The sequence below is a fragment of the Salinimonas lutimaris genome, from assembly GCF_005222225.1.
GTDB classification, from domain to species: Bacteria; Pseudomonadota; Gammaproteobacteria; order Enterobacterales; family Alteromonadaceae; genus Alteromonas; species Alteromonas lutimaris.
The window spans coordinates 615,946-636,817 of the sequence record NZ_CP036536.1 but is presented as its reverse complement, the minus strand read 5'-3'; the positions used below and the strand labels follow the sequence as shown (position 1 = coordinate 636,817).

The window sequence follows — 20,872 nt, the reverse complement described above, 5'->3', positions numbered from 1 at the left end:
CAGTGACAGCGTGCTGTCGTTATACCACTTCGGCCATGTTGCCTTTGCTTTCCAACCAGTTTTTACGATCGCCACTACGTTTTTTGGCCAACAGCATATCCATCAGCTCCAGCATGCTGGTGGTATCATCCACGGTAAGCTGTACTAACCGGCGGGTATTCGGATCCATGGTCGTCTCGCGCAGTTGAATCGGGTTCATCTCACCCAAGCCTTTAAACCGCTGCACATTGACCTTGCCCCGTTTTTTCTCAGCTTCAATCCGATCCAAAATGCCCTGCTTTTCACTTTCATCCAGCGCATAAAACACTTCTTTGCCCACATCAATGCGATACAACGGCGGCATTGCCACATACACGTGGCCTTGTTTAACCAGCGCATCAAAATGTCTTACAAATAACGCACACAATAAGGTGGCAATGTGCAGGCCGTCGGAGTCAGCATCGGCCAGAATACATATTTTGTTATAGCGCAGACCGGATAAATCGTCTGAGCCGGGATCGATCCCCAGCGCTACCGAAATATCATGAATTTCCTGTGAGCCAAGTACCTGCGAGGAGTCCACTTCCCAACTATTCAGAATTTTACCGCGTAGCGGCATGATAGCCTGGAATTCCCGATCACGGGCTTGCTTGGCAGAGCCACCAGCGGAGTCCCCTTCGACCAGAAACAGCTCAGAATACTGATTATCCTGCGAGGAGCAGTCGGTCAGCTTGCCCGGCAGAGCCGGTCCTTGCGTCACTTTTTTACGGGCGACCTTTTTGCTTTGGCGCATCCGCCGCTGTGCATTATTAATACACATTTCGGCCAGCGTTTCAGCAATTTCTGTATGCTGGTTAAGCCACAGGCTGAATGCATCTTTTACCACGCCAGAAACAAATGCTGAGGCCTGTCGTGAAGACAACCGCTCTTTGGTTTGCCCGGCAAATTGCGGGTCCTGCATTTTTGTCGACAGAATATAGGCACACCGATCCCAGATATCATCCGGACTGAGCTTAACGCCCCGGGGCATGAGGTTACGAAACTCGCAAAACTCGCGCATAGATTCCAGCAGCCCCTGCCGTAACCCGTTAACATGGGTGCCGCCCTGCGCCGTGGGAATCAGGTTTACATAACTTTCGGTGACCAGCTCGCCGCCTTCAGGCAACCACATCACAGCCCAGTCAGCAGCCTCTGTATTACCACTGAATGTTCCCACAAATGGCTCATCAGCCGGCACGGTTTCATACTGCTCCACCGCCTGGTATAAATAGTCTTTCAGACCATCTTCAAAATGCCATTCGTAGGTTTCTTTGGTGACCTTGTTATCAAACTTGATGCGCAGGCCTGGACACAGCACAGCCTTGGCACGCAGATTATGAATCAGGCGCGAGGCAGAAAACTTGGCAGAGTCAAAATATTGCGGATCCGGCCAGAAGTGCACCCGGGTGCCGGTGTTACGCTTACCGCACGAGTCAATAACCCGCAATTCCTCGGTCTTATCACCATTGGCAAAATCAATCTGATAGACGTTGGCATCGCGGCGGATAGTGACTTCCACCTTGGTGGACAGCGCGTTAACCACAGAAATACCCACGCCGTGCAGACCACCGGAAAAAGCATAGTTCTTATTGGAAAACTTCCCCCCGGCATGCAGCTTCGACATGATTAGCTCCACCCCGGAAATTTTTTCCTCACGGTGAATATCTACCGGCATGCCCCGGCCATCGTCAGTGACTTCCAGCGACTGGTCTTCATGCAACACCACTTTGATGTTGCTGGCATGACCGGCCAGTGCCTCATCCACACTATTATCGATGACTTCCTGACCCAGGTGGTTCGGTCGGGTGGTATCGGTATACATACCCGGGCGTCGCTTAACCGGATCAAGCCCGTTAAGTACTTCAATTGCTTCTGAATTATACTGATTCGACATAGATATTTATTTATATTTGCCAACGAAGTTATAGACAAGATAACGCATTTTGTCCGCCACAGGCGGTTTATTCGACGCTAATCGTGCATTCGTATAAGTAATCTTTGATGGTATCAGGGCCGTCAAGCCCCGGCAATTGCCTTCGACTGTCGGGGAAGATATTGGCACAACTGACCGTTAGCTAAGCAAAAAGTCGGCGATGGCCGGAAGATGTTCAGCAAAGCCAATAAAGCTATGGTCGCCGCCCTGCTCTGTGGTGACGTCCGCCCCCAGATATTTTTGTTCAGCCTGACGGTAATCCAGCGTTTCATCTCCGGTTTGCAAGAGCACTTTATACGCCGACACATCGCGCAGAGTGCTGGTATCCATCTGCCGCAAGCGCTGCATATCCTCAGGCGCCAGCACAAAACGGTCGCCAGAATAAGGATTAACATGCTCCCCCAGATAGTCAGCCAGCAGTTCATAGGGTTTGACCGCCGGGTTAATCAGTACCGCCTTTCCGCCGTGCTGCTCCACCAGATAAGTAGATAAAAAGCCCCCCATTGAGCTGCCGATCGCCTTGAGTCCATTCGCCAACAGTTCAGGGTGCTGTGCTAGATAATCATTTAACATGGGCGCCACCTGCGCCGGGTAGTTTGGTATTTGTGGAATATGCAGGGAAACCTGCGGGTAATGCTCAGTAAACCAGCGCAGGGTAGCCTGCGCCTTAACCGACTGCGGCGAGCTTAAAAACCCGTGCAGATACAACACATGACTCATTCAATTCTCCTTATTTGGCTATGCCACTGACCATCATCCTCCAGGTATAAAATACGATAACCGGGACGCTCATCGGTCACCCCGAAATCAGGGCTCATTTGCCACTGCCAACAGGTTGAGGGCGCGGCCATGACAGGCCGGCCATACAGCTGATGACACTGGTCAGTATGAATATGGCCGTGAATAACGCCGCGTATTTGCTCCTGCCCGGCCAGCCACTGCTTTACCTCATCGGCATTGACCAAAGCGTGCCGGTCCATCCAGCTACCCGTGGCAATAAGGTGATGATGCAGGCATAGCCAGTGATGCTGCTGTTTGTTTGCCTGCAAGTGTGCACTGGTGGCACTTAGCTCGGTGCTGTCCACCTGTCCCAGTGCTTGCTGGTAGGTAGAGTCCAGCCCGTGTATAAACCAGTTGCCCAGCCGCCAGGGTGCGCCTGCGCGCAAGACAGCATGCCCCAGATGCGTATGAAACGCCGGGTTTACATCATGATTGCCGGCAATCACCCGCCAGGGGGGACTACCGGCGATTGCATCAACCAGGGCTAAAAAGTGCTGATAACTCAGGGCGCTGTCATCCCCGCTGATATCACCTGTAAACAACAAGCCATCCGGCTGCTCGAGCATCGCCAGATGCAGACAGGCAGCCAGGGTCTGATAAGGGTTCACCTGACCATAGGCCGTGTCGGTGGTGTTACTGAGTAAATGACAGTCAGTCAGCTGAACCAGCTTCATCAGGCTTCACTGATAACCGTTGGCCTGTGTTTAAGACAAAACTCCAGCCATTCGGCTAAAAACATATTCACCATTTGCTTTTCATTGCGCTGGCGCATTTTGTTATTCGGATACTGGTAAGACGGTGCAAACGCACCGGTATTCTGACTGCTGATCACCTCAGCCATGCGGGCATCGTGATACAGGCGCACTGTCATGGCCGGCTTAAGGTAAGCCGGGGTATGTGAATTTAACTGCTCAACCTGAACCGTTGTGGTGTAGCGGGCAGCTTCGGTAATCTTGACCCGGTATTGCAGGGAGTCTTTCACCGTGAACTCGTAACTGAGATCTTCCGTGTCACAGTCAGGCAGTACACGCATGAAGTGCGCGTAGTTAAGCTCGCACACGGCCTGCATGGTGGGAAGATGTGGGACGTATTTTCTGGTTACGTTAGTCACTGTTCCTGCCATTGTGTTAGTAAAGCATTTTTATGCATGAAGAACCATTGTAGCGCAATTACAGACGCGGCGTTGTCAATATGGCCATTTTCCAGCCATTCAAGAGCTGTATCTTCATGCACCCGGTGTACCTTTATATCTTCAGATTCGTGCTCCAGTCCATGGATGCCCTGTGCCTGGGTGGAATCTGTGCAGGCGATGTATACATGAATGCGTTCGGTGGTACCACCCGGGCTGGCCAGATAACTAAGAGCCCGGGTCAGATGCGTAAGTTCAATGCCGGCTTCTTCCTGCGCTTCACGCCGGCAAACCGCGTCCGGCGTTTCCCCCTCATCGATAATACCGGCGACAATCTCCATCAGCCAGGGCGTTGATGAGGTTGCCATAGCTCCGATCCGAATCTGTTCGATTAATACAAACTCACCGGTATGCGGGTCATAAGGTAATACAGCCACAGCGTGGCCCCGTTCAAAAATTTCCCGACGCACCGTGTCACTCCAGCCGCCGGCAAACAGTTTGTGCTTAAAGTCATAGCGAACCATTTTAAAAAAGCCATTGTACAAGGATTCAGTGCGCACTATTTCAACGTCTTTTGAGGTAAATTCATGGATTTTATTGCTCACTTACATTCACTCCCGCATGTAAAAAGGTTATGATACGTGCAAAAATAAGCGTCGTGGTAAAACCACGAAACATCACGCAGCGCATTTGGGTGGCAGCCGGGTTAGAAGAAACCGATTAAAGTGTCAGGTGTAACACATACTCTGTTACAGTTAACTACTGCTTTATGACGAGTTTAGACTACCGGTTTGCGGTTGACTTTCATACACTTTACAACCTTAAGCAGTCTGATGACTCGAACAGAATACAGGAAGGCGGATTAATGAAACGAACACTTCTGTCACTAGTGGTAGGTTTAGGGGTAAGCACCTCTGCCCTGGCAGACAACCTGATGCAGGTTTATCAACAAGCCCTGTCCAGCGATCCGGTTGTTAACCGGGCCAAAGCACAGCGTGATGCAGCATACGAAGGCATTCCGATTGCCCGCTCTTCGCTGTTACCACAAATTTCAGGCTCTGTGGGCTACACCATGTCCAGCAGCGAAAATACTCAGTTCGCGCCTTCTGCAGACGACGTCTCGATCATCACCATCGATTCAGATACCGACACCATGAACTATGGCCTGAATCTGGAAATGTCGTTGTACGACCATGCCAACTGGGTCGGTCTGGACCGCTCAGAAAAAGTGGCTGAGCAAAGCGACGCTCAGCTTGCGGTCGCCATGCAGGAACTGATTGTTCGCTCGGTCACCGCTTATTTTGACGTATTGCGGGCCAAAGACAGTCTGGAGTTTGTCCGGGCTGAAAAACGCGCCATCGAGCGTCAGCTTGAGCAAACCAAACAGCGCTTTGAAGTGGGCCTGACTGCGATCACCGATGTGCACGAAGCACAAGCAAATTACGACAGCACAGTCGCTCAGGAAATTCAGGCTGAAAACGCCGTTGAACTGGCACTTGAAGCACTGCGGGTGATCACCGGTAAATATCACGACCGCCTTTTCACACTGGATACCGAGTCCTTTTCAGCGACCATGCCAAACCCGGCCAGTCCGGAAGAATGGCTGAAAATCGCCGAAGACAGCAATCTGTCATTGCTGGTTAACCGACTGGCACTGGATATTGCCAAGGAAGATATTGCGTCAGCCCGGGCCGGTCATCTGCCTACCGTCGGGCTAAGTGCCGGTGCAAGCCGTACCAAAAATGATATTTCCGGCGATCAGATTAACTTCGAAACCCCCTGGCTGGATAGCTACAGTGTGGGCGTCAATGTCAGCGTGCCCATTTTTCAGGGCTTACGTGTATCTTCACAAACCCAGCAGGCTAAGTACAACTATGTCGCTGCAGGTCAGGATGTAGAGCAAACTTACCGTCAGACGGTACAGTCCATTCGCAGCTCATTTAATGATGTGAAGGCGTCTATCTCTACGATTCGCGCACTGGAACAGGCAGTGGTATCGGCACAAAGTGCGCTTAAAGCCACCGAAGCCGGTTTTGATGTGGGCACACGTACGATTGTGGATGTGCTGGACAGCACCCGTAATCTGTTTGACGCACGCCGTAACCTGGCCAGTGCCCGTTACGACTTTATTCAGGCTGTGGTAAATCTGAAGCAGGCAGCAGGTACGCTGACCAGCGATGATATTCAGATGATCAATAGTGGTCTGAAGCAAGCGGAAACACAATCCAACTCCTGAGCGGGTGTGAATAGCTAAAAAAACGGTAAGCCATGGCTTACCGTTTTTTTATCTCTGCGTTTAGGCTAAGCGTTTGATTAAAGCTGCCAAGCAGCTGATTCAGTTCTTTTACCTGCAGCAGTATACCCGGGCGACTTTTTACCTCAGCAGGCACAGCAAGCTGCCGGGTCATCGCACTTAACTTTCCCTGCAATAGTGAAATCTGTGTGTCCATACCCTTCCACCCAAGAAGATGATTAAAATAAAATATACTACTTTAGTTTACTTTATCTTTTTACCAATTCAATGACTACAGTCATTTGCGCTGCTGTTCAGACAGTGCCGCGAGCATACTTTTAAGCTCACGAATCTCACTGCGCAGTTCATCCAGTGTGGCTTCTCCGTTGTCGGCCTGCTCGGCTTTTCTGGCCAGTTCGTGCTCTTCTTCCATCACGTTCACCACAATACCAATGACCATATTTAAAAAGGCAAATGCAGTAAAGAAAATAAATGACAGGTAGTACATCCAGCTTAACGGATAAACATCATTGGTTTCATACATAATATCTGTCCAGTCTTCAAAGGTCATAATTCTGAACAGGGTGAGCATAGAAATGGCAATATCACTCCACAACTCAGGGTTGATATTTTTAAATAAGAACGAGCCCACTGCCGCGTAGATGTAAAAGATAATAAACATCAGCAGGATCACATAACCCAGCTTGGGCATGGCTTTAAGCAAAGAATTAATCAGAATCCGCAATTCGGGGACAATTGACACCATCCTCAATACCCGAAAAACCCTGACCAGGCGAGCCAGCAGTGCCATTTCTGAATCATCCACAGGGATCAGACTGACAATTACCACTAACGTATCAAAGACATTCCAGCCATTTTTGAAAAATGCTTTTTTATCAGGCTCGGCAATAAACCGGATACTTATCTCAAATAAGAAAAAGACAGTGATGAAAATATCCAGAAAATGAATAGCGGTGTTCGCACCGGCCGGCAGATCATAGGTTTTGGCGCCGATCTCCAGGGCTGAGATAATGATCACAGCCACTACGGCCATTTCAAAGGCTTTGTTGCCTTTCAGGGCAACCAGTTTTTGTTGTAACGAGGTAAACATAATGCGTGGTATAACACGTTTAGAATGCGCAGAAGTATACCCAAATCAGGTGAATAACCAACACAAAAAAGGGGGGCTGTTGCAGCCCCCGTTTCATGTGTATTGATTTGCAACCTGCTGCGTTACAGCATGCTTTGTAACGAAGCGACTCTGCGCTGACTGTCTACGCTGGTGAATTCGCGCTGCTGCAAGCGGCGCTGGGCCAGTTGTCGCTTATCAGCATTAATCAGCAGCTCTACATAGTTGAGATAAACCTCATCATTGCTGACTTTATCCATATCTACCCGGTCGTAAGCACTCAGAGCCTCCTGCCGGCGGTTCTGCTTCACCAGAATTTGCGCCAGGGTGTCCACCGACTCCGCATTTTTGGGCTGCTGCGCCACCGCGCGCCGGGCCAGTGGCTCGGCTTTTTTCAGCTCACCCTGTTCAAGATACAGATAGGCCAGATTATTGAGCACCACAAAATTATCCGGTAGCTGCTCAAGCACCTGATTATAAACACTGGCGGCCTGTGCCGGAGACTGGCGAATCAGTCGTTCGGCATACAACATGGTCGAGCGTACATCCTGAGGATGCTTCTCATAATGTTGTTTAAGAAAGTCAAAAGCCTGCTGCTTTTTGTTTTCTGATTCGTAGCTGGCAACCACCAGCACCACGTTTTTGGCATTGGGTGAGTCTGCATAGGCGGTTTTGGCGTCATCCAGTGCCTTATCACCGCGCCCGTCCAGCAGGTTGATGCGCGCCTCTACACCGCGCACAAAGGGCAATGCCTGTACGCCGGCAGGAAGTGAATCAAGTACCTCACGGGCTGGCTTCACTTTCTTCTGCAAAGCCAGGAAATAGGCTTTTAGTACCTTAACCTGGTTATCCGGGCGCTTGTTGAGAAAGCTGTTGGCTGTGGCCACGGCTTCTTCGTAACGGCCCTGTGCATCATCCAGCAGTAACTTACCCAGTACCGCGCTTTTATCCAGCGGAAACAACGACACCCACTTTTTATAATGATTCTTCGCATCTGAAAGCCGGTTTTCGCGAATCAGCGTCTGTCCTTTGAGATTCCAGAAAGACGGCGGCGCTTCACTGTCTGCCTGAATGCTTTCCAGCGTACTCAGCACCTTACCACTGTTGTTTTCAGCAAACCACATCCGCGCTACCAGTAAACGCAGTTGCAGGTTTTCAGGATCGCGGGTCAGCGCCTGTTCTGCTTTCTTGCGCACCGGGGCAGCAGATTGCTGTTGCTGCATCTCCAGCCCATACCACAGGGCCAGGACCTGTGCATCGCCGGCTGACTTATTCAGTAATTGCTGCAGTCCCTGACGTGCTTTATCAAACTGCTTGCCGATGACGTCGAATTTAATTCTGGCCAGTGCCAGTTCACGATCCTCTGGTGCCAGTTGCGCAGCCTCATTCAACAAGGTCTCGGCCTGCTCCATATTACCGGCTTTCATTTCCACTTCAGCCAGATAAACACGCGGAATGGGCGAGGAATCATCGTTGCTTATCCACTGCTGTGCCAGTTCGCGGGCTTTGTCGGTCTGATTCGTGCGCACGTAGGCAGCCAGCAGGGTTTTCTGGGTGGCCACATTATCCGGTGCCTGCTCCAGCGCACTTTCCAGATTCATTACCCCGTCCACATCATTGACCGACAACTGCAATACCCCTAACCGGGCCAGATCTTCAGCCGAGGTGCTTGACTCCCCCGAGCGCTCAATCATTTTCTTGGCATCAACCACATTGCCTTCACGCAACAGCTGAAATCCGGCTTTGGAGAACAGCGCCGCATCCGCCTGCGAGTCACCGCCCACGCGACTGAGAATATCGGAGGCTTCTTCACTTTCCCCCTGGCGCAGCAGAGCATCAGCCAGCATGCGTAAACCCGGATGATTATCCGGCAGATTCGAGGCAATCATGGTCAGATGCTGGCTCGCAGCACTGTAATCTTTCAACTGATAAGCGGCAAAACCGGCTACCAGACGGGCCGCCGGGCTGCTTTGTCCTGACTGAATCGCTTTTTCCAGGTGGCTCAGCGCAGCTTCATAATTACCCGAGGCCGAGTCAATCAGCCCCTGATACTGATTAAGCAGACCATTTTTTGGATACTGTTTTAGCAGTGTGGCCACATACGGCTTGGCCTGTTCCATCTGTCGGCTTTCAATCAGCAGACTGATAAGTGCAAATTGCTTCACCTTGTCTTCGGGAAACTTTTCTACGTAATGCGAATACACGTCAATGGCAGCCTCAGGCTGGCGGGTCAGCGCATATAGGCGCCCCAGCTGCGATAATATATCTTTATTGTCAGGGGATTGCTGGCGCAAAAATTCCGTATCCCGCAACGCGCGCTGATATTGTTCAGACATAATGTCCGGGTAAGTCTGGCTCAAGCCTTTGTAAATGGAGTCGGTGTCCAGAGAGTTAAGTTCTTTGACCAGCGCCAGCGCATCCTGCTTTTTATTCAGCTCGACCAGGGCCTGGAGTTTGTAAAACCCGACTTCAGCCTGCTCATCAACAGACATCCCACTGACCTGGTAATCCATTTCCACCAGTGCATTTTCTGCACCGGAGCGCTGATAAGCCTGAGACAATAACGGAATTACCTCGGAAGCAGGATGACCAAGATCCAGCGCCCGGTTCAGCTCTTTTTCCGCAGCTTCAAACTGGCTGGTCACCAAATATAACCGGCCCAGCTCAAAACGTGGTGCCGCGGCTTTAGGATCCTGTTTAATGGCATTCTTATATTCAATAATGGCCGCATCAGCATTATTTTGCTGCAGATAACCCTGCGCGGCACTGAGATGTTCTTCCGTGGATTTTTCACCGCATCCGGTCAGGGCAGTCGACACTGCCAGTGCCAGACACATTGGCATGAGAATTTTCTTACTCGCTGTAATTAATTTCATCCTATACACCTACTTATGATTATTGTTGGGTTGTATCAGCTAACCCGAACTGCACTCCATTGGCATTTATGACTGTTCGGGCCGGCAAAAAAATAGTCAAAAAATCCTCTCCATTGGTCGGATTAAATGGCTTTGACGGCGCGGATCGCTTATAATACCGCTTTTGCAACACTTGCCAGCTTGTCACTGCAACTATTTCGCAGCAGGCTGCGCCCGCCATCAGGATCGTGAATGACCACTACTGTCGATTTGACATTTAAAGACCTCAATTTACCAGAACCCATCTTACAAGCACTTGAAAAGGTTGGCTACGAGAAACCCTCACCTATTCAGGCTGAAAGTATTCCACTATTGATGGAAGGTCACGACCTGCTGGGGCAGGCGCAAACGGGTACAGGTAAAACAGCGGCCTTTGCATTGCCAATGCTGGCCAATATAGACCCGGAAGCCAAACTACCACAGCTACTGGTGCTTGCACCAACCCGCGAACTGGCTATTCAGGTTGCTGAAGCCTTTCAGGTTTATGCCAGCTTTTCTAAGAAAATTAAAGTACTGCCGGTATACGGCGGTCAGTCTTATGACAACCAGATTCGCCAGCTTAAGCGCGGTGTTCAGGTTGTGGTGGGTACGCCAGGGCGTATCATTGACCATATCAACCGTAAAACACTGAACCTGAGCGAACTAAGATTCCTGGTTCTTGACGAAGCAGACGAAATGCTGCGTATGGGCTTCATCGACGATGTTGAAACCATTTTGTCTAATGCACCGCAAGAACGTCAGACCGCCTTGTTCTCTGCCACCATGCCGGGTCCGATCAAAAAGATTACCCAGCGTTATCTGAACGATCCCAAGCATGTGAAAATTGCCTCTAAGGTATCTACTGCTTCAACGATTCGTCAGCGTTACTGTCAGATTGCCGGGCATCACAAGCTTGAAGCGCTGACCCGTATCATGGAAGTAGAATCCTTTGATGGCATGATCATCTTTGTGCGGACCAAAACAGCGACGGTTGAACTGGCCGACAAGCTGTCTGCCCGTGGATACGATGTTGAGCCACTTAATGGTGATATTCCGCAGAATGCCCGTGAGCGTACTGTTGATAAACTGAAACAGGGTCAGATTGATATTCTGGTTGCCACAGATGTGGTTGCCCGGGGTCTGGACGTTGAGCGTGTCAGCCACGTTATTAACTATGATATCCCGTACGATACCGAGTCTTATGTACACCGTATTGGCCGTACTGGTCGTGCGGGTCGTACCGGTGATGCCATCCTGTTTATCTCTCACCGCGAAAAACGTTTGTTGTTTGCGATTGAGAAAACCACTAAGCAATCGATTGAACAGATGCCCATTCCGTCCATCAGTGAACTGAATGAAACCCGTTTATCGAAGTTTAAAGCATCGGTAGTTGAAGCCTGCATGGATGATAGCATTGAGTCATTAATGCCTATCGTTGAAACCATTCAACGAGAAACCGAAGCCGCGCCGGAGCGGATTATTGCTGCGCTGATCAAACTGGCGCAGGGTGATGAGCCACTGTTGCTTAAAGAAACAGACCGCCCTGACCTGCACAGCCGTCCACCGCGTAACGATCGCAATGACCGTAACGACCGCAACGACCGTGGCCGTTCAGAGCGTGGCGACCGCCGTAATAAGCCGGTTAAAGGCAAAACCAAACCAGAGGCAGGTATGCAACGCTTCAGAATTGAAGTGGGCCATAGCCACGGTGCCAAACCAGGTAATATTGTTGGCGCGATTGCTAACGAAGCGAATATCAAGAGCAAGCACATTGGCGCGATTGATATTTATGACACCTTCAGCACCGTTGATCTGCCAGACGGCATGCCTGAACAGACCAAGGATATTCTGCGCAAAGCCCGGGTTGCCGGTCAGCGTCTGAACATTCGTGAATGGTCTGACACACCGCCGAAAAAAGGCGGTCGCGGCAAGCGTCCAGAGTAAGTAGCAAAAAAGCAGGTTAATATAACCAAAAGAAATATTAATTCTGTTTTTGTTGTTTCATTAAGAGTAGTAAAAGCGTCAGAATGGCGCTTTTACTGTTTATGGTGCCAGCAAATACTATGCAATACTTTCCTGTCTTTTTGGATGCTAAAGATCTGCACTGCCTGATTGTCGGCGCAGGTGAAGTCGGAGCCCGAAAGCTTGAACTTATTCTTAAAACCCCGGCAACCATCACGGTAGTGGCACCCTGGATGTGCGATACCGTAAAAAGCTACGCCTCTCACCCGCAGGTCACCCTGATTGAACGTGAGTTTGAACAGGACGATCTGAATGCTAAAGACATGGTGTTTGTAGCCACCAGCGACGAAACAACCAATGCGGATATTCATGATCTGGCCCGCGCCCGCAAGGTGCTGGTGAACGTGGTCGACAATACCCCGCTGTGTCAGTTTATTACCCCTTCTATTATTGATCGCAGCCCGATCACTATCGCCATGAGCAGTGGTGGCGTAGCGCCAGTATTACTGCGCTATCTGCGCCAGAAACTGGAAAGTGTGATTCCGGCTAATATCAGCCGGCTGGGCGCGTTTTCAGAAAAATTCCGCAATAAGGTTAAGCAGACCCTTGATGGTGTGACCGCCCGGCGCTACTTCTGGGAAGATGTACTGGATGGCGATATTGCTGAGCTGGTGGAAAAAGGCCAGAACGATAAAGCCGAAGCGCAGTTTGATATCGCGCTTGAGGCGGCTCGTCAAAATCAGAAGCCACAGGGGCAGGTGTACCTGGTAGGCGCCGGACCTGGTGATCCGGACCTGCTGACATTCCGTGCCTTACGCCTGATGCAAAAAGCCGATGTGGTCGTGTATGACCGGCTGGTTTCCCCTCAGATTCTGGAGCTGGTGCGCCGGGATGCAGAAAAGATTTATGTGGGCAAAACCAAAAGCAATCACACCCTGCCCCAGCAGGATATTAACACCCTGATTGCCGAGCAGGCCAAACAGGGTAACCGGGTAGTACGCCTGAAAGGCGGCGATCCGTTTATCTTCGGACGTGGTGGCGAAGAAATACAGACTCTGATTGAACAGGGAATTGATTTTCAGGTGGTGCCTGGAATTACCGCTGCCAGCGGTGCCGCCAGCTATGCCGGCATTCCGCTGACTCATCGCGACCATGCTCAGTCTGTAACCTTTGCCACTGGCCACTTAAAAGACGGTACCATTGATCTGAACTGGAATGCACTGGCTCATGCCAGTCAGACGCTGGTCTTTTATATGGGCCTGACCGGCCTGCCGATTATTTGTAAAAAGCTGACCGAACATGGCTTGTCTGCAGAGACCCCGATTGCGCTAGTGCAACAGGCGACGCTGCCCGAACAAAGGGTGGTAACCGGTACGCTGGCCACGATTATGGATAATCCTGAAACGCCGACCATGAAGCCCCCTACCCTGGTAATCGTGGGGTCGGTGGTATCATTACACAGAAAACTGGACTGGTTTACCCGCACGGTGGAATAATAGCCGCTTATCAGCACTGGCAGAGGTCGCCATGACAAGATGGCTTTTAACAGGACTTGTAATAATAATAGTCACGGGCGGGCTCGTTTCGCACGCGCAGGCCAATGCCGGCCAGACTCACTTCAGTCGCCAGATCGGTGACAAGGACGTTACTTATTCCTATGGCTGGCTGACTCCTGAAGGCACCACCCGTAACCTGTCATTTTCCCTGAACCGTTCAGAGCTGGCGCAAGCCCCAGCTGCCCAGGCAAACTATTCAGCCCGGATGGCGCAGCGCTATGTGTATGTTGAGGTAATGAAGGCCGCCCGGAACATTGACCCCAAACAGGCCCGGATTGCTGTTGAGCAAAAAAATGAGGGGATTGAAATCAGGGTGTCGTCCACCAGTGCCCAGCGTAACGAAGATATTACCCGGCAACTGGCTGACAAGCAGGATGACGCCTTTGATGCCTACCTGCACGATCATTATTTTACCCGCTATCAAACCGTTTATAATGAGTCGGCCATCAAGCCAGATCACACCCGGTTTATCGATGAATACATCAAAGCTCTGGTTCCCCTGTCCCAGGCCATTTACGAGCAGGTTACCGTGCGCTCTGATGCCCGGCAGTATTTTTCTGTGATGCTGGGGCTGATTCAGACCATTCCTTATGATGCATTGGAAGACCGCGCTGAACATAATGGCTCCGGCTTTTTGACCCCCGCACAGGTGCTGGCCCAGAATAAAGGTGACTGCGACAGCAAATCGGTGCTCACTGCGGCGCTGGCCCGGGCCTTTTTACCGGATGTTCCAATGGCACTTATTCTGTTACCTGAACATGCACTACTGGGCGTTGCCCTGGCTCCCAAAGCTGGCGAGCAGACCCTACAGTACGGTGATACCGAGTATATTTTATTTGAGCCGACCGGACCGGCCCAGTTACCCTTTGGTGAGATTGCCGAGCAAAGCCGGGTTGCGATTGCAAACCAACAGTTTACTGTCGAGGAAATAAAGGTCAGTCAGTAGTGGCCGGCCTGTGACAGCCGGCGGGTTGTAATAATCAGAAAACACGCTGCAAACTACATCTGCTCTTCGGCAAACTGCGCCAGTCGGGAGCGCACTACGCCTTCCAGATTGATGGTTGAGCTACCTGAAAAGTTTTTAAATTTCTCCACCAGATACGTCAGTCCCGAGGTCACCGGCGACAGATAATTACTGTCAATCTGCGCCAGGTTCCCGCTGCAAATCAGCTTGGTGCCTTCACCACAACGGGTAATGATGGTTTTGAGCTGCGAGGCGGTCAGGTTCTGCGATTCATCCAGAATGACAATCGAGTTCTGGATGCTGCGTCCACGCATAAAGTTGACCGATTTAAACTGAATATTGGCTTTTTCCATGATGTAATTCATGGAGCTTTTGGCATTTTCATCGTGTTTATGCAGCACTTCGAGCGAGTCGGTAATGGCCGCCAGCCACGGTGCCATTTTTTCCTCTTCGGTGCCCGGTAGAAAGCCAATTGACTCAGCAATCTCCGGTGTGCTGCGGGTCACGATGATTTTGTCGTACATGTTTTTCTCAACCACCATTTCCAGCGCCGCAGCCAGCGCCAGCAATGTTTTACCGCTACCGGCCGGACCGGTCAGCACTACCAGATCAATGTGCGGATCCAGCAGACTGTGCAGCGCCATCGCCTGGCCAATGCTTTTTGGACTGATCCCCCAGGCATGCCGTCCCATCAACCGCTCGTAGCCCAGGTCCAGCACTTCAAGGTGGTCATCATCCATCGACTCGACCAGCCCGGCAAACTGCCGGGTATCATCAAGCAGAAACTCATTCACATAAGCTTCAGGCAGTACGCTACGGGCAATCGTATGAATGGTGTCCCTCCCTTCTGTACGACTTTCCACTGATTTAACATTTTCCCAGAAATTACCCTTAAACTCATGGTATCCGCGAGACAGATACTTAATGTCACTGATGAGCTGATCGGTTCGGTAATCCTCCACATGAGCCAATCCAGCGCCTTTGGCTTTCAGGCGCATGTTCAGGTCTTTGGTCACCAGCACCACCTGCTGCGGTGCGTAGGTTTTTTGCAGATGCAGGGCCAGATTAATGATACGGTTGTCGTTCTCATTACTGGTAAATACCTGCTGGGTTTCCGTCATGGTCAGGTCGGTAAAAATTGATAACGCACCGGTTGGCGCGTCTTTGCCCGCCCCCAAGCCTTCCATGCTGACCCCGGCCAGCATATCTTCAGGCGTGGCATCGTGAAGCAAATCCTCCATAGCCCGAATGGATACGCGCGCATCCCGGGCAACATCTTTTTTGCTGTCTTTAATGTAGTCGAGTTCTTCCAATACGGTCATTGGTACAACCACATCATGTTCTTTAAACGAGAGAAAAGCGAAAGGTTCGTGTAGCAGAATGTTGGTGTCGAGGACGTAGATTTTGGTGTCACTGGATTTTTTTCTTGGCATCCTTCACTCCGGTAATTAAAACCAAGCCGTCTGAACTGCTGACGTGCAACAGACCATGCAAACACTACCGGCCGAAGAAAACGACCAGTTCCGTGTCGCATTGCCTCACACTTTCACCATAATCCAGTTTTTCACCGTACGCACGAATTTTTTCTGCTTTTATTTTTCGTCATACTGGCCCTTTAATCTTGCCCGCCAGACGATAATCGGGCTTTTTCCTCTTTACAGATGAAAGTAAACTTTATTCGGCGGGAGTGGATAAGTACAATACCGCCCCTTTTAATAAAGCGACTAGAAAAACATGAGTTCAGTAAGCGAATACGCAGTCGGTCAGCGTTGGCTAAGTAATACGGAATCGGAGCTAGGATTAGGCGCAGTCATTAACCATGACAACCGTTCGGTCGAAGTTTTTTTCCCGGCGACAGGCGAAAGCCGTAAATACATTAAATCAGATGCTCCCCTGACCCGCCTGACATTCGCTGTCGGTGAAAAAATCAAAAGCCAGGAAGGCTGGGCGCTTGAAATTGAAGCGCTGCAGGAGTCCAAGGGCGGTATTATTTATCACGGTACCCGCACCGACACAGGTGAGCAGACCAAGTTATCTGAAGCCCTGCTGGACCATCAGATTCAGCTGAACCAGCCTGAGCGCCGACTGTTCAGCATGCAGCACGATATTCCTAAATGGTTTGATCTGCGTCTGAAAGCCTTTGACCAGATGAGCGAGTATCAGCGCTCGTCCATTATCGGTCTGGCCGGAGCACGGATTGAACTGATCCCACATCAGCTTCACATTGCCTCAGAAGTCGGCCGCCGTTATGCGCCCCGGGTACTACTGGCAGATGAAGTGGGACTGGGCAAAACCATTGAGGCTGCGCTTATCATTCACCAGCAAATCAAAACCGGCCGGGCTGAGCGGGTACTGATTGTCGTGCCAGACTCTCTGGTTCACCAATGGCTGGTAGAAATGCTGCGCCGGGTCAACCTGCCATTTTCCATCTTCGATACCAGTCGCTGTGAAGCCGTTGATGATGCAGATGAAAACCCGTTTGAACAGGAGCAGCTGGTACTGTGTAGTCTGGATTTTCTGCGTGACAATCCAAAGCACCAGCAACAGGCACTGGCCGCTCAATGGGATTTACTGGTGGTGGATGAAGCCCATCATCTGGCCTGGTCAGCCGATGCGCCCTCTGCTGACTATCAGTGTATTGAATCTCTGGCTCAACAAATTGCCGGCGTGCTGCTGTTAACCGCAACGCCGGACCAGTTAGGTCATGAAAGTCATTTTGCCCGTTTGCGCCTGCTTGATTCAGCCCGCTTTCACAGCTATGACGCTTTTTTAGAAGAAGAGCAGCATTACAGTGAACTGGCTGAAGCAGTTACGCCGCTGTTAAACAATGAAGCACTGACTGATGCCCAGCAAGCACATCTTGAAAAGGTTGCACCGCAGAGCATGCAGACAGTAGGCGATCTGGCCGATGAAGACAGCCGCCATGCCCTGCTGCACCGCCTGATTGACCGCCATGGAACTGGTCGCCTGCTATTCAGAAACCGGCGGGCTAACATTACCGGCTTCCCGGTGCGTGAACTGCATACCCATCCCCTGCCGTTACCGGATGTGTATCAGGACCTGCTGGAAAGCAATTATGATGATCTGGAGGCCGCTCTGTTTCCGGAACGTCAGCCTGAGCTGGTTGATAGCTGGACCGATCTGGACCCGCGCGTTGACTGGCTGCTGAATTTCCTGCCCTCGGTAAAACCGGAAAAAGTGCTGCTGATTTGTGCCAGCGCCCGCACAGCCCAGCAGCTGGGCGAGGCTATTCGCCTGCGTACCGGTATTCGCCACACTGTGTTTCATGAAGGCATGAGTATTGTTGAGCGGGACAAAGCAGCGCACTTTTTTGCTGACGAGGAAGACGGTGCTCAAGTCCTGCTGTGCAGTGAAATTGGCAGTGAAGGTCGTAACTTTCAGTTTGCCCACCATCTGGTATTGTTCGATTTACCGATGACGCCGGATTTGCTCGAGCAGCGCATTGGCCGTCTGGATCGGATTGGACAGAAAAAAGATATTCAGATTCATGTACCGTATCTGGAAGACTCCAGTCAGGCTGTGCTGGTTGAATGGTACGATAAAGGGCTTAATGCGTTCACCCATACCTGCCCGACCGGCTCAGGCGTGTTTGAACAGGTTGAGGACCAACTGGTTAACAGCCTGCTGACACCAGAAGATACCGATACCCTGCAATCGCTTATCGAGACGACCAGTACGGTGAACCAGGCGCTGAAAAAGCAGCTGGACGAAGGCCGTGACCGTTTGCTGGAACTTAATGCCTCTGGTAAGGGTAAAGTGGAAGAGTTAGTCGGCGATATCGTGATGGAAGATGCCGGCAGCCAGCTGCCTGAATTTATGGCCTGGATGTTTGATGCCATTGGCGTTAATCAGGAAGACAAAGGCAATGAGTGCTATATCCTGACGCCGGGTGAATCAATGGTTAACAATCTGCCCGGGCTTGACCCGGACGGTATGACCGTTACCTTCCGCCGCCGTGTTGCCACCACCCTTGAGCATGTGCACTACTTAAGCTGGGACCACCCGCTGGTGCATAACGCGGTTGACCTTATTCTGACCGAGACTGTAGGTAAAGCCAGCCTGGGCTTTATTGCTGACCGCGAGCTGCCCAAAGGGGCGTACTGGCTCGAAGCCTTGTTTGTATTAAGTATTAATGCACCTAAGCACCTGCAGGCCGGACGCTTTTTACCTGCCACCCCAATCAAGCTGTGTATTGATGCTCAGGGTGAAAAAACCGACATTACCTTTAACAAAACCCGTCGGGCTAACAAAAAGATTGGTCAGCAACTGGTGCAGGCGCTAAAAGATCCGGTTTCCAAACAAATTGAGACGGCCCGCAAGCTGGCCTCAGACGAGGCTAAGGCAACCCTGGCAGAAGCCCGTCAGCAAATGCAGCAAACCCTGGGCGATGAAGCTCGCCGGTTGAGTGAATTGCAGGCGCAGAACCCGGCCATCCGGGATACCGAAATTGCGTTTATCCACGAGCAGATGACACAACTGGAAGCGGTATTTGATAAAGCCGATGTTCAGCTTGATGCGCTGCGTATTGTGGTGAATAACCCCTGATGCCAAATCCGTCGTTTATTTACAACCCGCCCATGTCGCCATATCTGAGTATTCTTTATCAGGATGACGACATTGTGGTGGCCAATAAACCCAGCGGGCTGCTGAGTGTGCCGGGCAAAGCCCCGGCCCACAAAGATGCGCTGATCACCCGGATGCAAAAGGTGTTTCCTACCGCCACGGTAGTTCACCGGCTGGATATGGCGACCTCCGGGGTTATGATCATGGCGCTGAACAAGCCAGCCCACCGTTATTTATCCGACCAGTTTGCCAGTCGTCAGACCCAGAAGCGCTACTTTGCCAGGGTCAGCGGATGCATGCGACAGCCTTCAGGCATGGTGGATTTGCCATTGATTTGTGACTGGCCAAACCGGCCAAAACAAATGGTCGATCACGACAAGGGCAAACCATCGCTGACCTACTACACTGTCATCCGGCACAGTGAGCACGAAACCCTGGTCGCGCTTAAACCCGTCACCGGCCGCTCACATCAGTTGCGCGTGCATATGCTGGCTTTAGGACACCCGATTCTGGGTGACCGCCTGTACGCCGACGAGCACGCCAAGGCCGCCGCGAGCCGGCTACAGCTGCATGCACAGACGCTGATTATCCGGCATCCGACGTCGCACCAGTGGTGCCATTTTGTTACGCCCATTCCCTTTACTGATTATGAGCCCGACCCGCTCACCGTACCCGAGTATGTTGACGCATAAGTGATTTTGCCCCCTGCCATTAAGTAAATACGTTAATCGCCGATATGCTTATCAGACACATGAGGAATATTGGTTATGGTTTTACAGACGTGGCGGCGCGGGGTGAGTTGCTGTGTGGCACTGAGCTTGTGGGCCTGTGCGGCCAGCGGTTGGGCCTACTCTTTACAACAGGACCTGGCAGCCCGCTACAGCGACCGGGACATTGTATCGGTGATGGCCGGCGAACTGCCGGTGACCGCGGTTCGTCAACCCGCCACCATTGCGCTGGAACGGGGCATTGCCATTATTTTAATTGAGCCTGGCTATCAGGGGCTTACCTTGCACGCCGCCGAAACCCTGGCTGCCCGAATGAACCGCTGGGGCTGGCAAACCTTGTTGGTGCTCAGCCCGGCCCTCAACGGTGCCCCGCTTGCCGCAGATAAAGACGCTGCGCAGCCGGATCAATACACTGACAGTACCACCAGCTGGCTGGATGCCAATGCCACCGAAACCCATATCACCTTGCTGCTCAACGCGCTCAACCAGCAGATAGCCGATGTGCCTGGTTACCGGATGATTATTGCTCAGGGCATGACCGCAGCCCAACTGATTAAGCTTAATGCAGAAGATCGCATTGCCCCGCCCGATACCCTTGTAACCATCACGCCGTTCTGGCCCGACAATACTACCAACCGGCAACTGGCCTCGCTGGTTAAGGCCACCACATCTCCGCTACTGGATATTACCGGCGCAATTAACAATCGCTGGGAACAGCAAACCCGTCTGCTGCGCCGGCGTCAGGCAACCACCGCGTTGAAAATGCACTACCGGCAACGTGAAATGGCCACTGATCTGGGTGGACACAGCGCCATTACGTCAGTGTTTGCCAACCAGCTAAGCAAACAAATCTATGGCTGGACGCGACATCTGGGGTGGTAATGAATACTCTCAACCTGGTCAGAAAAAATACGAAATAAAAACTATTTTCACTAGTAATTCAAGGCAGTGTTTGTTTTACT

16 protein-coding genes are annotated in these 20,872 nt (G+C 51.4%); 7 read left to right on the top strand and 9 right to left on the bottom strand.

What is annotated here, in order from left to right; translation table 11 throughout:
- Nucleotides 1-19: 19 nt before the first annotated feature.
- From parE to nudF, 5 genes are all read right to left on the bottom strand, one after another.
- On the bottom strand, nucleotides 20-1,912 hold the full coding sequence (gene parE, locus EZV72_RS02755) for a DNA topoisomerase IV subunit B (protein ID WP_137165796.1): 1,893 nt from the start codon (nucleotides 1,910-1,912) through the stop codon (nucleotides 20-22).
- 177 nt (nucleotides 1,913-2,089) lie between these two features.
- Nucleotides 2,090-2,671, bottom strand: a complete 582-nt coding sequence (locus EZV72_RS02750) for a YqiA/YcfP family alpha/beta fold hydrolase (protein ID WP_137165795.1) — start codon at nucleotides 2,669-2,671, stop codon at nucleotides 2,090-2,092.
- Nucleotides 2,668-3,405 (bottom strand): metallophosphoesterase family protein, encoded by a 738-nt coding sequence (locus EZV72_RS02745; protein WP_137165794.1) that lies wholly within the window; start codon nucleotides 3,403-3,405, stop codon nucleotides 2,668-2,670. The genes EZV72_RS02750 and EZV72_RS02745 overlap by 4 nt, the downstream gene beginning before the upstream one ends.
- Entirely contained in the window at nucleotides 3,405-3,800 is a 396-nt protein-coding gene (locus EZV72_RS02740) for a DUF1249 domain-containing protein (protein ID WP_137168637.1), read from the bottom strand. Before EZV72_RS02740 ends, EZV72_RS02745 begins: the two co-directional genes overlap by 1 nt.
- Before the next feature lie 38 nt (nucleotides 3,801-3,838).
- Complete coding sequence (gene nudF, locus EZV72_RS02735) at nucleotides 3,839-4,465, bottom strand: ADP-ribose diphosphatase (protein WP_137165793.1); 627 nt, start codon at nucleotides 4,463-4,465, stop codon at nucleotides 3,839-3,841.
- Between the two features lie 260 nt (nucleotides 4,466-4,725).
- Here nudF and tolC point away from each other — a divergent pair, with 260 nt between their 5' ends.
- Nucleotides 4,726-6,096: an outer membrane channel protein TolC gene (tolC, locus tag EZV72_RS02730; protein ID WP_137165792.1), complete on the top strand. Its 1,371-nt coding sequence runs from the start codon at nucleotides 4,726-4,728 to the stop codon at nucleotides 6,094-6,096.
- 37 nt (nucleotides 6,097-6,133) lie between these two features.
- On the opposite strand, the gene EZV72_RS18385 is transcribed toward tolC, so the two are convergent.
- The 3 genes from EZV72_RS18385 to prsT all read right to left on the bottom strand — a co-directional run bounded on the left by EZV72_RS18385 (nucleotide 6,134) and on the right by prsT (nucleotide 10,098).
- Entirely contained in the window at nucleotides 6,134-6,310 is a 177-nt protein-coding gene (locus EZV72_RS18385; protein ID WP_175405026.1) for a hypothetical protein, read from the bottom strand.
- Nucleotides 6,311-6,391: 81 nt separating this feature from the next.
- The gene (locus EZV72_RS02725; protein WP_137165791.1) at nucleotides 6,392-7,204 is read right to left on the bottom strand and encodes an ion transporter; all 813 of its coding nucleotides are present in this window, start codon (nucleotides 7,202-7,204) and stop codon (nucleotides 6,392-6,394) included.
- Nucleotides 7,205-7,326: 122 nt separating this feature from the next.
- Nucleotides 7,327-10,098 carry an XrtA/PEP-CTERM system TPR-repeat protein PrsT gene (gene prsT, locus EZV72_RS02720; protein WP_137165790.1) on the bottom strand — a complete coding sequence of 924 codons (2,772 nt, stop codon included), beginning with the start codon at nucleotides 10,096-10,098 and terminating at the stop codon, nucleotides 7,327-7,329.
- A gap of 231 nt (nucleotides 10,099-10,329) precedes the next feature.
- On the opposite strand from prsT, the gene EZV72_RS02715 reads away from it, so the two are divergent.
- The 3 genes from EZV72_RS02715 (at nucleotide 10,330) to EZV72_RS02705 (ending at nucleotide 14,580) form a co-directional block, all read left to right on the top strand.
- Nucleotides 10,330-12,060, top strand: coding sequence for a DEAD/DEAH box helicase (locus tag EZV72_RS02715; RefSeq protein ID WP_137165789.1), 1,731 nt, complete (start codon nucleotides 10,330-10,332; stop codon nucleotides 12,058-12,060).
- A gap of 119 nt (nucleotides 12,061-12,179) precedes the next feature.
- Nucleotides 12,180-13,574 (top strand): siroheme synthase CysG, encoded by a 1,395-nt coding sequence (gene cysG, locus EZV72_RS02710; RefSeq protein WP_137165788.1) that lies wholly within the window; start codon nucleotides 12,180-12,182, stop codon nucleotides 13,572-13,574.
- A gap of 31 nt (nucleotides 13,575-13,605) precedes the next feature.
- Nucleotides 13,606-14,580: a hypothetical protein gene (locus EZV72_RS02705; protein ID WP_137165787.1), complete on the top strand. Its 975-nt coding sequence runs from the start codon at nucleotides 13,606-13,608 to the stop codon at nucleotides 14,578-14,580.
- 53 nt (nucleotides 14,581-14,633) lie between these two features.
- Here EZV72_RS02705 and EZV72_RS02700 read toward each other — a convergent pair whose 3' ends face one another.
- Entirely contained in the window at nucleotides 14,634-16,031 is a 1,398-nt protein-coding gene (locus EZV72_RS02700; RefSeq protein ID WP_137165786.1) for a PhoH family protein, read from the bottom strand.
- Between the two features lie 301 nt (nucleotides 16,032-16,332).
- Between EZV72_RS02700 and rapA the strand changes: the two genes are divergently transcribed.
- The 3 genes from rapA to EZV72_RS02685 all read left to right on the top strand — a co-directional run bounded on the left by rapA (nucleotide 16,333) and on the right by EZV72_RS02685 (nucleotide 20,792).
- Nucleotides 16,333-19,164: an RNA polymerase-associated protein RapA gene (gene rapA / locus EZV72_RS02695; protein ID WP_137165785.1), complete on the top strand. Its 2,832-nt coding sequence runs from the start codon at nucleotides 16,333-16,335 to the stop codon at nucleotides 19,162-19,164.
- Nucleotides 19,164-19,874 (top strand): bifunctional tRNA pseudouridine(32) synthase/23S rRNA pseudouridine(746) synthase RluA, encoded by a 711-nt coding sequence (gene rluA / locus EZV72_RS02690; RefSeq protein WP_137165784.1) that lies wholly within the window; start codon nucleotides 19,164-19,166, stop codon nucleotides 19,872-19,874. The genes rapA and rluA overlap by 1 nt, the downstream gene beginning before the upstream one ends.
- A gap of 75 nt (nucleotides 19,875-19,949) precedes the next feature.
- A complete protein-coding gene (locus EZV72_RS02685) occupies nucleotides 19,950-20,792 on the top strand; it encodes a DUF3530 family protein (protein ID WP_137165783.1) in 843 nt (280 codons plus the stop codon).
- Nucleotides 20,793-20,872 lie beyond the last annotated feature (80 nt).

Coding starts and splice junctions, on each gene's coding strand:
- tolC (WP_137165792.1), top strand. CDS start 4,726: ATGAAACGAACACTTCTGTCACTAGTGGTAGGTTTAGGGGTAAGCACC.
- EZV72_RS02685 (WP_137165783.1), top strand. CDS start 19,950: ATGGTTTTACAGACGTGGCGGCGCGGGGTGAGTTGCTGTGTGGCACTG.
- EZV72_RS02700 (WP_137165786.1), bottom strand. CDS start 16,031: ATGCCAAGAAAAAAATCCAGTGACACCAAAATCTACGTCCTCGACACC.
- EZV72_RS02750 (WP_137165795.1), bottom strand. CDS start 2,671: ATGAGTCATGTGTTGTATCTGCACGGGTTTTTAAGCTCGCCGCAGTCG.
- EZV72_RS02740 (WP_137168637.1), bottom strand. CDS start 3,800: ATGCAGGCCGTGTGCGAGCTTAACTACGCGCACTTCATGCGTGTACTG.
- rluA (WP_137165784.1), top strand. CDS start 19,164: ATGCCAAATCCGTCGTTTATTTACAACCCGCCCATGTCGCCATATCTG.
- prsT (WP_137165790.1), bottom strand. CDS start 10,098: ATGAAATTAATTACAGCGAGTAAGAAAATTCTCATGCCAATGTGTCTG.
- EZV72_RS02705 (WP_137165787.1), top strand. CDS start 13,606: ATGACAAGATGGCTTTTAACAGGACTTGTAATAATAATAGTCACGGGC.
- EZV72_RS02745 (WP_137165794.1), bottom strand. CDS start 3,405: ATGAAGCTGGTTCAGCTGACTGACTGTCATTTACTCAGTAACACCACC.
- EZV72_RS18385 (WP_175405026.1), bottom strand. CDS start 6,310: ATGGACACACAGATTTCACTATTGCAGGGAAAGTTAAGTGCGATGACC.
- parE (WP_137165796.1), bottom strand. CDS start 1,912: ATGTCGAATCAGTATAATTCAGAAGCAATTGAAGTACTTAACGGGCTT.
- cysG (WP_137165788.1), top strand. CDS start 12,180: ATGCAATACTTTCCTGTCTTTTTGGATGCTAAAGATCTGCACTGCCTG.
- EZV72_RS02725 (WP_137165791.1), bottom strand. CDS start 7,204: ATGTTTACCTCGTTACAACAAAAACTGGTTGCCCTGAAAGGCAACAAA.
- rapA (WP_137165785.1), top strand. CDS start 16,333: ATGAGTTCAGTAAGCGAATACGCAGTCGGTCAGCGTTGGCTAAGTAAT.
- EZV72_RS02715 (WP_137165789.1), top strand. CDS start 10,330: ATGACCACTACTGTCGATTTGACATTTAAAGACCTCAATTTACCAGAA.